Source organism: Alteraurantiacibacter lauratis (assembly GCF_037154155.1).
GTDB lineage: Bacteria > Pseudomonadota > Alphaproteobacteria > Sphingomonadales > Sphingomonadaceae > Alteraurantiacibacter > Alteraurantiacibacter lauratis.
Genome location: NZ_JBANRN010000004.1, coordinates 142,935 through 156,215 on the forward strand (window position 1 = coordinate 142,935; position 13,281 = coordinate 156,215).

Genomic DNA, 13,281 nt, shown 5'->3' on the forward strand with positions numbered 1-13,281 from the left:
GCAACCCTGCTGGGCCTGCGCGCCGGGAGTACGGATTTTGGATTGGGGCATATTGGACGGATCGGTCGGCCCGCGCGTGCGCCTGCTTCGCAACGCGCTCAACGCCGCTTCGCTCAACGTGTCGGAACCCTTTGGCCTGCCAACAGGGTCGCTGACCGTGATGGCGCTGGTGGAGGCCAACCCGCGCGGATCGCAGGCCGATCTGGCTGCATTGGCCGGGATCACCCGGCCCGGTCTGGTCGGGCTGATTGACGAGCTGGAAACGCGCGGCTTCATCAGACGCGTTCGTGATACGGCCGACCGGCGGCGCAACCTGCTGGAACTCACCCCCGCAGGACACGCGCAGGTGAAAACCATGTTCGCCACGGTGACCGGGATTGAAGCGCCCTTGCGCGAAGCGCTGGGACCGGACGGCATGGCGCAGCTCACGGCCCTGCTCGACACGGCAATTCTGGCGCTGAATGCGGCACGCAATGAAGGCGGATGCGAATGAGCGGCGAGGAACAGGCGACGAGCGGCTTTGAAACCTACCGCGCCGGTGGCACCACGCCCGACATCGCGCTGATGGTGCGGCTGATCCTGACCGTCCGCGCCGTTCGCGGGCAGTTGGATGAACGGCTGCGGCGCATCGGGCAAAGCGCCTCGCGCATGGAGACGCTGGCCGCGATCATGAACATGCCCGATCCCAAATCGCAAAGCGATGTGGCGCGGCGGCTGCGGCTGGAAGGGGCCACCGTCACGCGGATGATCGACGTGCTCAGCCGCGAGGGGCTGGTCGAACGCGCGCCCGATCCGGCCGACCGGCGCGTGAACCTGCTTTCGATCACCCCGGCGGGCGAAGCGGCCTTGCGGGATATCTTCGCGGTCTATGACAGCCTGCGCGACCATGTGCTGGCCGACCTTGATCCCGCCGAACGCGCCATGCTGCACGACATGCTGGGCCGGATTATCGCGCGGGTGGATGCGCCGCAGGAGGATGCGGGCGAATAGCGGCAAACCTTGCGACAAACTGCGCCTTGTGATGCGCCCCGCTTTCACGCTAGCGATAGCTTCGGGGATGTGATGGAGGGGACGGTGCAGGCAAAGGGTGTTTGGCCAAGTGGATTGGCAGCTCTGCTGCTGGCGTCCTGCACCGCGCCCGGCCCTGATACCGCGCTGCCGATCACGCCCATCGCAGCATCCGGCCCCGCCGCCGTCTCCACCGCACGGATGATTGCGCCCGATGCCCCCGCCAACATCGCCAACTGGATGAGCCACGGGCGCAATTGGGGCGAGGATCGCTTCAGCCCGCTCACCCAGATCAACGATGGCAATGTGGGGGAGCTGGGGCTTGCCTGGTTCGATGATCTGGGCACGATGCGCGGCGTGCAGGCAACGCCGCTGGTGGTCGATGGCGTGCTGTATAACGAAAGCATCTACAACATCGTCACCGCCTATAACGCGGCCACGGGCGAGAAGCTGTGGACATACGATCCGCAGGTTGGCGCCGAATGGGCGCGGCTGGCCTGCTGCGGCCCCTCCAGCCGGGGCATCGCCGCATGGGACGGCAAGATCTACATCGGCGCGCTCGACGGGCGGTTGATCGCGGTCGATGCCGCGACGGGGCTGGAGGTCTGGAGCGTCCAGACCTTCGACCGGGCAGAGGCCTATTCGATCACCGGCGCCCCGCGCGTTTATGATGGCAAGGTGGTGATCGGCAATGGCGGCGCGGATTACGGCGTGCGCGGCTTTGTCGCCGCCTACGATGCGCAAACGGGCGAACGATTGTGGAAGTTCTACACCGTCCCCGGCAATCCGGCGGATGGCCCCGATGGCGAGGCAAGCGACAGCGCGATGCAGATCGCCTTGCCCACATGGCATGGCGAATGGTGGCGCTATGGCGGGGGCGGCACCGCATGGGATGCCTTTGCCTATGATCCCGAATTGAACCTCGTCTATATCGGCACCGGCAACGGCACCCCGCATATGTGGCATTTCCGCAGCCAGGGCCAAGGCGACAATCTGTTCCTCTGCTCCATCGTCGCGGTTGATGCCGACAGCGGCGAATATGTCTGGCACTACCAGATGGTGCCCGAAGAGGACTGGGATTACACCTGTACCCAGCCGATGATCCTGGCCGACCTGCAAATCGGCGGGCGCACCCGGCAGGTCATCATGCAGGCGCCCAAGAACGGCTTTTTCTATGTGATCGACCGCGCGAGCGGAGAATTGCTGAGCGCGCAAAGCTATGTCTCGGTCAACACCTGGGCCAGCCATATCGACATGGCGACCGGCCGCCCCGTCCTGCAAGCCGGCGCGCACAACACCACAACGCCGCATCTGATGAGCCCCAGCTGGCTTGCCGCGCACACATGGCATCCGATGGCCTTCAGCCCGCTGACGGGCCTTGTCTATTTCAGCGCGCAGGAACAGGGCGATGTCTATGCGCGGGCAGAGGATGGCGAATTCGCTTACGTCCACCACCGCAGCAATTCGGGCCAGCAGCGCCGCAACCAGCCCGAATTGCGCGCCCGGCTGATGGAACAGGCGCGGGCCGAGGAAAAAGGCTACCTCCTCGCCTGGAACCCGGTCACGCAGAGCGAGGCGTGGCGGGTGAATTACCGCGTGCCGGGCAGCGGCGGCGTGCTGGCCACGGCGGGCAACCTCGTGATTCAGGGCACGATCGACAAGACGCTGGCAATCTATGCCGCCGATACGGGCCGCAAATTGTGGGAAATGGACATTGATCAGGCCCCTGTGGCGGGCGCGATCACCTATATGGTGGGCGGCGTGCAATATATCGCGATCAATGCCGGCTGGGGCGGATCGCCGGTGTATAATCTGGGGTCGTTCCAGACATCCACCGCCAAGCTGCTGGTGTTCCGGCTGGGTGCCAGCGGGGTGACGCTTCCGCCGCCTCCACCTCCCAGCACCCTGCCGCGCCCGCCTTTCCTGACTGCGGGTGAGGATATGGTGGCGCGCGGGCGCGAGCTTTACGGCGAAAATTGCGCGCGCTGTCACGGCCCCAATGCGGTGGGCGGGATGAAGGACCTGCGCTGGATGACGGCAGAAACGCGTAGCCAGTTTGCCGATATCGTGCTGCGCGGCACCTTGGCCGAGCGCGGGATGATCGGCTTTGGCGGGCAGTTGAGCGAGGCGGATGCGAACGCCATCCACGCCTTCCTGATTGCGCGGGCGAACGAGGATTATGCCGATGCCAGCGCCGGGGCGCATCGGTGAAGGAGAGAGACATGAATCGGACAAAGATTGCCGCCGCTGCCCTGTTGCTCAGCACCGCATCGCCCACGCTGGCGCAGGCTCCGGGCGAGGCAAGCGCAGTGCCCGATCGGTCGTGCCTGTATGAATGCCTGATCGGCCATGTCCGCGCGCATATGGCTGCGCTGGAGGCGCGCGATCCGGCCGCCCTGCCGCTTGCGCCCGGCGTGATGTTCACCGAGAACAATGTCGTCTTGCCCGTCGGCGCCGGCCTGTGGCGCACCGTGGTCGATGTCGACGATAACGGCCTTGCCGTGGCGGACGAGACGACCGGGCACGCCGCCTGGTTCGGATCGGTGCGCGAGAACGATCACGCCGCCTTTTACGCGGTGCGCATCCATGTCGAGGGCGGGCGGATCGACGAGATCGAAAGCGTCGTCCACCGCCGCACTTCCCTGCCCGCGCCCTTTGGCGATTGGCAGAACATGGAGCACTTCGCGGAGTTCTATGAAGTGCTCCCCGAAGAGGAACGCCGACCGCGCGAGAGGATGCTGGCGATTGCGGACGCCTATTTCGACACGGTGGAGCTGAATGACGGGCAGGTTTTTGCCCCCTTCACCGAGGATTGTTCGCGCCTCGAAAACGGCATCACCACCACCGCCCCCGTCCCCGGCCAGCAGCAGAGCGCGGCCAATATCGCCAGCGGGTGCCGCGAGCAGTTTGAACTGGGCCTCTACAGGATCAACAAGCGCGTGCGCCGCACTCTGCCGCTGGTGGACGAACAGCGCGGCGTGGTGGTGGCCAGCGGCTTTTTCGACCATGCGAATGAATGGGATCGCTATCTGCTCACCAATGGGCGCGAGATGATGACCGCGCTGAAATGGCCCAATTCCATCACGTTGATCGAGGCGTTCCGCATCCGCAATGCCGCCATTCAGCGGGTGGAAGCGGTGTTCACCTATGTGCCCTATTTCATGCACAACCCGTTCTGGAGCGAGGCGGAGCCGATGCCGCGCTTCTTCGTCGATCCGCTCGATTGCACCACGGCCTGCCTCGACAATCTCGCCCGTTCGGTCGCCAGCGCCATGCCCGGCAACCGATGGGAGGATGTCTATTGGGCACCCCGCGTCGGCTATTCCGAAAACTCGGTCGGCATCCGCGTGGGCGAAAGCATCTGGCGCGGGATTACCGCGGTGGACGCAAGCCCGCTGGTTATTGCTGACGCGAACACCGGCAAGGCCGTGTGGATCGGCCGGATCGAGGAGCACGGCCAGCCCGCCTGGGCCGCCTTCACGGTGGCCGCCGATGGTCAGGCGGTGGGCAGCGTGGATGCGCTGATCCGGCGCAGCAATTACGGCCCGCCCTTTGCCGAGCCGACCGCTGCGCCGCAATTCGCCGTGTTGCCCGAAAGCGCCCGCACCCCTCGCGCCGCAATGGTGGCGGTGGCCGAACGGTTCATGGAGGCGCTGGGATCACGCGCCACCGCCGCGCCCGATATTTTCGCCAATGATTGCCAGTGGCTGGTCAACGGCCAAGGCGTGAGCGGATGCGCCGCCGCCTTCGGCTCCCCCCCACTGCAGCGCATCGAGGCGGTGCGCGACCGCGAAGTGCTGGCCGTGGACGAAGCGCGCGGCCTTGTCGCCTTGCGCTTCTTCGAGGACATTCCGACAACCGATGGCACCGGCTACCCGCTCACCTATCAAGTGGTCGAGGTTAGCCGCATCGAAAACGGCCGCATCACCCGGCTGGAAGCTTTCACCAGCGAACTGCCCTATGGGATGCGGCCGCGTTAGGGGTGCCGGTCAGACCGGCAGCCCCACATAGTTTTCGGCAATCGTCGTCTGCGCGGCGCGGCTGTTGGCGATGTAATCGAGCTCCGCCACCTGCATCGCACGTTCGAACGCGCCGCCTTCGGGGAAGCGGTGCATAAGCTTGGTCAGCGACCAGCTGAAGCGTTCGGATTTCCACACGCGGGCCAGCGCCTTGTCCGAATATCCGGCGACCGCATCGTTATCGCCCGCCTTGAAGAAACGGGTGAGCGCTTCGGAAGCGTAATGCACATCGGATGCGGCCAGGTTCAGCCCCTTGGCCCCGGTGGGCGGCACGATATGCGCGGCATCGCCGCACAGGATCAGGCTGCCATAGCGCATCGGCGCAAATACGAAGGAACGAAGCGGTGCGATCGACTTCTCGATCGCCGGGCCGCGCGTGATGTTGGCGGCAGCTTCCGGGCCAAGGCGGATGGCCAGCTCGTCCCACAGGCGGTCGTCGCTCCATTCCTCCACCCGGTCGGTCAGCGGCACATCGACATAATAGCGGCTGCGCGTGGGGCTGCGCATTGACGCCAGTGCAAATCCGCGCTCGTGATTGGCATAGATCAACTCGTGATTGCACGGCGGCACATCGGCCAGAATGCCCAGCCAGCCAAAGGGATAGACCAGTTCGTAAGCCGTGCCGGCATTGGCGGGAATCGCCTTGCGGCTGGGGCCGTGGAACCCGTCGCACCCGGCGATGAAGCGGCAATCGACGCGGCGATCATCCTCGTCACCCGGCAGGCGATAGGTGACATAGGGCGCATCGCCCGCCACATCGTGCAGCGCCACGCCCTCGGCTTCGTAAATCACCTGCAGCCCGCGCTGCGGCGCGGCATCCATCAGGTCCTTGGTGATTTCGGTCTGGCCGTAAACCCAGACATGGTCCCCCACCAGATCGGCCATGTCGATGCGGATCAGGCGTTCGCCATCGGCCAGGTTGAAACCGTCATGCGGCAGGCCCTCGGCTTTCAGACGGGAATCCAGCCCCAGCCGTTCCATCAGGCTGACGGTGATATTCTCCAGCACGCCCGCGCGGATTCGGCTGAGCACGTATTCCGGGGTGCGCTGTTCCAGCACCACGCATTCGACGCCCTCGGCATGGAGCAGATGGCCCAGCAAAAGGCCCGCCGGGCCGCCGCCAATGATGCAGACTTGGGTTTTCATGTCTCGCGTCTCTCCCGCTTGTGCCGCCCGGAGAGATACGGCGCGCGTCGGCCAATGCCCATGCCAAACTCGCCACAATACTTGGACAATTCAACGCCGATGTGAAACAAGGCGCGCCATGAACGCCACGTCCCTGCCGCATTTCTTCCTGTATGGGGAACCCGCGCGCGAGGCCGACCCGCAATTCATCCATGTCGAGGACCTTGCCACAAGGTCGCGCCCCGGAAACTGGCAGATCGCCCCGCACAAGCACAGCGATCTCAACCATTTGCTGCTGATTGCCGAAGGCGGCGGCACGATCCGTTTTGATGGCGAGGTGATCCCGTTCGAGGCACCCGTGCTGCTCGCCGTTCCGGCGCATTGCGTGCACGGCTTTTCGTGGCACCGGGAATCGCGTGGCCATGTTTTGACGCTTGCCGATGTCCAGTTGCGGCAGGTGCTCGCCGCCTATGGCGAGCTGGCAGACCTGTTTGCCCGGCCGCGCTGCATTGCGCTGGACGGGGCAGATGCTGCGGCAATAGACGAGGCGATTGCCGGAATTGCGCAGGAATTGTCGTGGGTTGGCCTTGGACAAAGTGCTGCGATCCATGCCGGATTGCTGGGCGTGCTGGTGCGGGCGGCACGGCGGCTGCAACAGGCCGTTACCCCGCCCGAAGGCGATCCGCGGCACCGCGAACTGGTCGCGCGGTTTCGGCAGCTTGTCGAAAGCCGCTACCGGCTGCGCGAACCGGTCAGCACCTATGCGCGCGCACTGGGCGTGAGCGAGACAAGCTTGCGCGAAGCCTGCGCCGCCGCCGGTCATACGCCCAGCAGCATTCGCGACCGCCGCGCCGTTCTGGAGGCGCAGCGCCTGCTCGCCTTTTCCGCGCTCAGCGTGGCGCAAGTGGGCGAAAGCGTGGGCTTTGCCGACCCGGCCTATTTTTCGCGCTTCTTTACGCGCCAATGCGGGACGTCGCCCGCGCAGTGGCGCAGCCGGGCAAGGCGGAATGCGCCAGCCTAAAAAGGCCCGCCGCAATCCGTGCCGAAGCTTTCGGGCGAGATCACAATTTCGGCCAGCGACAGGGTCAGGCCCGCCGGCCCGCGCAATTGCAGCGCGCTTGCCCCATCAGCCCACACGCAGGCCAGCGGCACGCGCGATGTGCGCCAGCCCTTGCCCGCCCCCAGCGTGAAGGTGGAGGTCAGATCAAGGCTGCGGCCGCTCGCCTGCAATTGCACGCGCCCATTGGGCACCGCGTCGAGCGAATAGGTCAGCACCAGCGACGAACCTTCCGCCACGCGATACCCCTGCGGCATGTTCAGGATCAGCGAGGCCGGCGCAGTCCAGACCAGCCGCCGCGCATCTTCCTGCGCGCGGTAATCGAAGGCGGTGACGATCAAGCTGCGCGCCGGGCTGGCTCCCACCAGATTGGCAAGCGTCGCGTTGCCGGATGCATCCTGCGCCGCGGCGCTGACCTGCGCGTTGAGGCCGCGCTGGAACAGGCGGAGCTGGCCCGCACGATCGGTGCTGAGCAGAGTGCATTCGGCGTTGAAATCGCGCGCCGGGGGTGCATCGGCGTAAGACCAGCCCGCGCCAAAGGGGAACAGCGCCTCACCCCCGCCCGGCGCGCAAGCGGCAGGCCAGGTGAAGGACAGCTTGCCCGTGAAATCGTGCCGCGCCGCACCGCTGGCATCGCCCACCAGCACATCGGCCACGCCCTGCCCCTCGCTGCCCGGAAGCCACGCAGCCACAAACGCATCGGCCAGCGCCAGTTCGCGATTGACCCACAGCGGGCGGCCCGACAGGAATACGGCGACCGTTGGAATGCCTGCCGCATCATACCGGCGCAGCAGTTCCAGCCCCGCCTCGTCGCGGAACGCCAGATCCTCGCGGTCGCCCACGAATTCGGCATAGGGTTCCTCGCCAAACACCACCACCGCCACATCGGGCCGCGCGGTGTAGCTGCCGTCGGCAGAAAGCGTGGCCGTGCCGCCACCTGCCGCAATGGCTTCGGCAAGCCCGGCATAAATGCTGGTCGCGCCGGTAAAGTCGGCATTGGTCAATTCGCCGCCGCCCTGCCACGTGATCGACCAGCCGCCCGCCTGCATCGCGATGCTGTCCGCCCCCGGCCCGGTGACGAGCACATTGGCACTGCCTGCGATTGGCAGGACGCCGCCTTCATTCTTCAGAAGCACCAGCGACTGGCGCACCGCCTGCCGCGCGATCTCGCGGTGTTCGGGAGAGCCGAGCAGCGCCCATTGCCCGGCCAGTTCACGCTCGGAAGGCCGCGGCTTGTCGAACAGGCCGTATTCCAGCTTTACCCGAAGGATGCGGCCCACAGCCTCATCCAGCCGCTCCATCGGGATCGTGCCGTCGTTCACCTGCGCCAGCAGATTAGCATAAAGCCTGCGCCAGTCTTCGGGCACCATGTAGATATCGAGGCCCGCCAGCAGTGATTGCGGGCAATTGTCATTGGTGCACCCGGCCAGTTCGCCATGGCCGTTCCAGTCACCCACGACCAGCCCGCCAAAGCCCATCTCGCCGCGCAGGTAACCGGTGAGCAGCGGCGCATCACCGTGCATCTTGGCCCCGTTGATCGAGGAGAAGCTGGCCATCACCGACTGCACGCCCTGGTTGATCGCGGGGATATAGGGCGCGCCGTGCACCGCCTTCAGGTCTTCCAGACGCCCACGCGTATCGCCCCGGTCGAGGCCGCCCGTTCCGCCATCGCCGAAGAAATGCTTGGCCGTGGCAATCACCCGCCGCTGCCCCAGAAAATCGGCACTGCCCGGTGCGCCTTGCAGGCCAACGATCATCGCCTCCCCCAGTTCGCTCACCAGATCGGTGTCTTCGGAGAAGCTTTCGTAGGTGCGGCCCCAGCGGTCATCGGTCGCCACCGCCAGCGTGGGGGCAAAGGTCCAGTCGATCCCGGTCACCGCGATTTCCACCGCGGTCGCCTCGCCAATGCGGCGCATCAGATCGGCGTTGCGGGTGGCACCGAGGCCGATATTGTGTGGGAAGATCGTCGCGCCCGGAATGTTGGAATGGCCGTGCACCGCATCGGTCGCCCACAGCATCGGGATCACCGGCGGCCCATCGGGCATAGGCTGCATCGCGGCATCCCACATGGCATCGGCCAGCGCCAGCCATTCGGGCGCGGGTGCCTCGTCATTGCCGCCGGCGCCGCTATTCCCGCCATTGAGGATCGAACCGAAGCGGTAGCGGGTCACATCCTCTGGCGTGATGGTGGAAATATCGGGCATGATGAGCTGGCCGACCTTGGCCTCCACGCTCATCTGGCTGAGCAATTCGGCAATCCGCGCATCGTGGCGGCTGTCGGCCCAGTCATAGGCAGGCGCATCACCGGCATCGGCAGCGCACCCACCCGCGATAACCGACAGCCCCAGCGCCGCGGCCATCATCCATCCGCGCTTCACTGGCTTCCCCCTGCAAGCTGGTAGACGCGCACATGGTCAATCTCCATGCGCGCAGGGAAAGCGGCGGCATCGATGCCGCGCTGCCCGCCCCAATCGCCGCCCACCGCAATGTTGAGAATAAGATTCATCGGCGCGTCGAACGGCCAGCGGCTGCGGTCGGATCGCACCTTTTCGAACAGGAAGTTGGGCGCATCATCCACCGCGAACACCAGCCGCTGCGGCGTCCACAGCAATTGGTAGCGGTGAAACCGGTCGCAGGCCGTGGGCAGGGTATAGGAATTGGTGCGGTGCGTGCCGCGCCGGAAATTGAACGCGCGCGTATGCACCGATGTATGGATCACGCCGGGATCGTATCCGACATGCTCCATGATATCGATCTCGCCGCCATTGGGCCAGGTGATCGATGTGTCGGCGGGCAGCATCCAGATTGCGGGCCAGGTGCCGCGGCCGCAGGGCAGCTTGGCGCGGATTTCGTAAAAGCCGTAAGTCCAGCCCGGCCCGTTGGTGATGAGGCGGGCGGAGGAATAGTTCTGCCCGCCAAAATCCGGAAGCGCCAGGGAGGCCAGGTTTTCCGCCCGCGCCTCTATCACCAGCGCGCCGTTTTCGATCCGCGCATTCTCGCGCCGATTGGCGGAATAATACTGCAACTCGTTGTTATACCAGCCTTCGGCATTGCGGTAGGTGTCGTATGTCCACTTCTGCGCATCGGGCAGATCACCTTCGGAAAACTCGTCAGCAAAGACCAGTTCGTATCCGGCAGGAGCGCGATGCGGCTCGATCGGGGAGATATGAGCCGCATCGCCTCCTGCGGAGGAGCCTGCCTGCATGGCAGCCGCAAGAATCGCCAGAAGGGGATTGATCACGCCTGTTCTCCTGTTTGCCAGAGCAGCGGGGGCAGCGCCGTTTCAGCCCTGCACCCGCCTACCCCCTGCTATCAGAAACCAACCCGGACGCGTGCGCCAAAGGTGCGCGGGCGGGTGAAGAAGCGGGTGTTGTCGAACTGCGTGATGATGATCGCGGATTCGCGCTGTTCATTGGTGATGTTGTTCACATAGACTTCGAACCGCAGATCACCTTCGCCGTGGGTGTAACCCGCCCCCAGATCGAAGGTCGCATAGCCGCGCACCACGTCGTTCAGCCGCAGGCGCGGATTGTTCGGGTTCTGGAAATCCTGCGAATTGAAGATCGTCTGGAAGGTGGACGAACGGTAGCCCGCCGAGACAATCCAGTCGATCGATCCGCTGGGCACATCGATCGATTGGCTGATCGAGGTGTTGAGTTGCCAGCGCGGGGTGCGCGGCAGGCGCTTGCCGTTGATCGACTGGAATACCGCTTCATCGGGCGCAACATCGGCCTGGAACCGGAAATCCTGAATCGGCTCCGCATTCTGGATCTGGGCTTCGAGCCACAGGGCGTTGAAGTTCCAGTTGATGTTGTGCGGCAATTGCAAGCCGCCTTCCAGGTTGAGGCCGTAAATCTCGGAATCCGCGGCGTTGTAGCTGTAGGACACGACCAGCGCGAGGCTGGTGTTTTCCGGCAGCGGCACGGTCTCGCCCAGTCCGTCGAGGAAATCGACCACCTGCGCCACCGACAGCAGCGAGGTGAACACCTGGTCCGAATAGTCGTTGTAGAAGGCGGACAGGTTCAGCCGGCCGCGCACATCGCCCAGCCAGAACTCGTTCTTGCTGCCCAGTTCGTAGAGCCGCACCTTTTCGGTGTCGTAAGTGGGCGCGACGCCCGCATCGCCCAGATTGTCGTTGAAGCCGCCTGATTTGTGGCCCGTGGCGACCAGCGCATAAAGCAGGTTGTCGGGCGTCACATCATACTCGGCCCGCACGCGCCAATCGACGAACTTGTCCTGCATCTGCCCCGTCTGGCGGAAGATCTGCCCCTGGAACGGCACGGCATAGGTGAACTGGTTGTTGAAGAACGGATCGCCATTGGTGAAGCCGTTGCAAGTCCAGAAATCGCCCGTCACCGTATCGAGGCATTGCGGCGCGCCCGCGACGGGGAAGGGATCGCCGCCCTTGGGGCCGAAAGCGAGGATCTCGTCGAGATTGTCGCGCGCGCCGAAACTGGCGACCCCGTTCTGCCAGAAGGCAAACACTTCGGCATCGCTGATTGCGCCGTTGCCATCGGTATCGGGGTTGAAGATGGTGCGGTCGCGCGCGGCAAAGGCGAAGCCTTCGGTGCCGTAACGCACGCCGCCGCAGCAGCTGAAATTGCCATCGCCCAACGCCAGGCCATAGCGCGAGGCCACGCCTTCGCGGCTCTTGCTGTCGTCGGTGTAGCGCAGGCCGCCGGTCACGCGGAAACGGTCGGTCACGCTGAAAGTGGCATCGCCATACAGCGCCCAGCTTTCGGCATCGACATCGGGCATGTTGAATTCCACGCCCTGAAAGAACAGGCCGCGGTCGCCGGTGGAGCCGAGGAAGGCATACTGGTCTTCGCGGAAATACAGGCCACCCAGGCTCCATGTCAGGCGGTCATCTTCACCGAACAGGCGCAGTTCGTGATAATGGGATCGGCTGTCGGTGATCGACTGGAAGCGCGACCAGTTGTCATACACCTCCTCCAGCACGACGCCCGGATTGACGAAGCCGCCCGCCAGCACATCCTCGCGCCGCGAAAGGTTGTCATAGACGCCATCGTAATACGGGGTCAGCGGGGTGGTCGCGTTGTAATTGTAGACCATGTCCCGGTAACTGCCGGTATATTCCACGCTGAACGGCCCGGCATCATAGGTAATGGTGCCGCGCAGGCCCCAATGCTTGGTGTCGAGATCGGGCGTGAAGGCCTTGGCAATCACGTCGCGCGGGTTGCGGATGTCGCGTGGATCGATACCGTTGCCCAGCGGGTTGGCGTAATTGGTGCCGGTATAGCCAGTGCCTTCCTCGTGAATATAGTCGCCTGCCAGCAGGATCGTCAGTCGGTCGGTCGGCTCCCACAGCAATTGCGCGCGGACGGCCTTGTTGTCCTCTGCCTCGGCCACGTCGACATTCTGGATCGGGCCGACATTGTTGTAATAGCTGTCGTGCTTCAGATACATGCCTGCCACGCGGAAGGCCGCATTTTCGCCCAGCGGCACATTGAGCATCCCGCGGAATTCGGCATGGTCGTAATTGCCATAGGCAATCTCGGCCTCTGCATCCCAGATCCCGATGCCCGGCTTCCACGCAATCGCGTTGACCGAACCGGCGGTGGCGTTGCGGCCGCGCAGCGTGCCCTGCGGGCCGATATTCACTTCCACCCGCTCAATATCGAAAAAGGCCGAGCCGATGCCCGACGGGCGCGGCACATAAACGCCGTCATAGTGGAAGGCAGCGGCCGGATCGCCCAATTCGGTATTGTTGGACGAGCCGACACCGCGGATCCAGATTTCGACATTGCCGCCATTGTTCGCCACCGTCATGCCGGGCAGGACGTTGTTGAAATCGGTGATGTCCTGAATACCGCGTGCGCGCAGTTCCTCGCCGCTGAAGGTGGCGGCGGTGCCCGCGTAATCCTGGATCGCCTGCTCGCGCCGGTCTGCCGTAACGATGATCGAATCGGCGGCGGCAGGTGCCTCCTGCGCCTCGACCGAAGCATCGGCCTGCTGCGCCACAGCGGGGACAGAAAGCGCCAAAGCGGACACGCCGCCGGCCAGAATTGCGGAAAACTTGCACATGATACCCTCCCAGGAATCGGTCTCTAG

At 64.7% G+C, this 13,281-nt stretch carries 9 protein-coding genes; 5 read left to right on the forward strand and 4 right to left on the reverse strand.

The features are described 5' to 3' along the window. Window positions 1-52: 52 nt before the first annotated feature. The 4 genes from WFP39_RS05825 (at window position 53) to WFP39_RS05840 (ending at window position 4,988) form a co-directional block, all read left to right on the forward strand. Entirely contained in the window at window positions 53-493 is a 441-nt protein-coding gene (locus tag WFP39_RS05825) for a MarR family winged helix-turn-helix transcriptional regulator (protein ID WP_336918265.1), read from the forward strand. Continuing rightward, on the forward strand, window positions 490-990 hold the full coding sequence (locus WFP39_RS05830) for a MarR family winged helix-turn-helix transcriptional regulator (protein WP_336918266.1): 501 nt from the start codon (window positions 490-492) through the stop codon (window positions 988-990). The genes WFP39_RS05825 and WFP39_RS05830 overlap by 4 nt, the downstream gene beginning before the upstream one ends. Window positions 991-1,104: 114 nt before the next feature. Next, on the forward strand, window positions 1,105-3,219 hold the full coding sequence (locus WFP39_RS05835; protein WP_336918268.1) for a PQQ-dependent dehydrogenase, methanol/ethanol family: 2,115 nt from the start codon (window positions 1,105-1,107) through the stop codon (window positions 3,217-3,219). Window positions 3,220-3,230: 11 nt separating this feature from the next. Then, on the forward strand, window positions 3,231-4,988 hold the full coding sequence (locus tag WFP39_RS05840; RefSeq protein ID WP_336918269.1) for a DUF8021 domain-containing protein: 1,758 nt from the start codon (window positions 3,231-3,233) through the stop codon (window positions 4,986-4,988). A 9-nt stretch (window positions 4,989-4,997) separates the two neighbouring features. Here WFP39_RS05840 and pobA read toward each other — a convergent pair whose 3' ends face one another. Continuing rightward, window positions 4,998-6,173, reverse strand: coding sequence for a 4-hydroxybenzoate 3-monooxygenase (gene pobA / locus WFP39_RS05845; protein WP_336918270.1), 1,176 nt, complete (start codon window positions 6,171-6,173; stop codon window positions 4,998-5,000). Between the two features lie 118 nt (window positions 6,174-6,291). Between pobA and WFP39_RS05850 the strand changes: the two genes are divergently transcribed. Continuing rightward, window positions 6,292-7,173, forward strand: a complete 882-nt coding sequence (locus tag WFP39_RS05850) for a helix-turn-helix domain-containing protein (RefSeq protein WP_336918272.1) — start codon at window positions 6,292-6,294, stop codon at window positions 7,171-7,173. Here WFP39_RS05850 and WFP39_RS05855 read toward each other — a convergent pair. From WFP39_RS05855 to WFP39_RS05865, 3 genes are all read right to left on the reverse strand, one after another. Further along, a complete protein-coding gene (locus WFP39_RS05855) occupies window positions 7,170-9,587 on the reverse strand; it encodes a glycoside hydrolase family 3 protein (RefSeq protein ID WP_336918273.1) in 2,418 nt (805 codons plus the stop codon). The two genes, WFP39_RS05850 and WFP39_RS05855, sit on opposite strands and share 4 nt — an antisense overlap. After that, window positions 9,584-10,450 carry a glycoside hydrolase family 16 protein gene (locus WFP39_RS05860; protein ID WP_336918275.1) on the reverse strand — a complete coding sequence of 289 codons (867 nt, stop codon included), beginning with the start codon at window positions 10,448-10,450 and terminating at the stop codon, window positions 9,584-9,586. The genes WFP39_RS05855 and WFP39_RS05860 overlap by 4 nt, the downstream gene beginning before the upstream one ends. A gap of 71 nt (window positions 10,451-10,521) precedes the next feature. After that, window positions 10,522-13,254 carry a TonB-dependent receptor gene (locus WFP39_RS05865; RefSeq protein WP_336918276.1) on the reverse strand — a complete coding sequence of 911 codons (2,733 nt, stop codon included), beginning with the start codon at window positions 13,252-13,254 and terminating at the stop codon, window positions 10,522-10,524. Window positions 13,255-13,281: the final 27 nt, after the last annotated feature.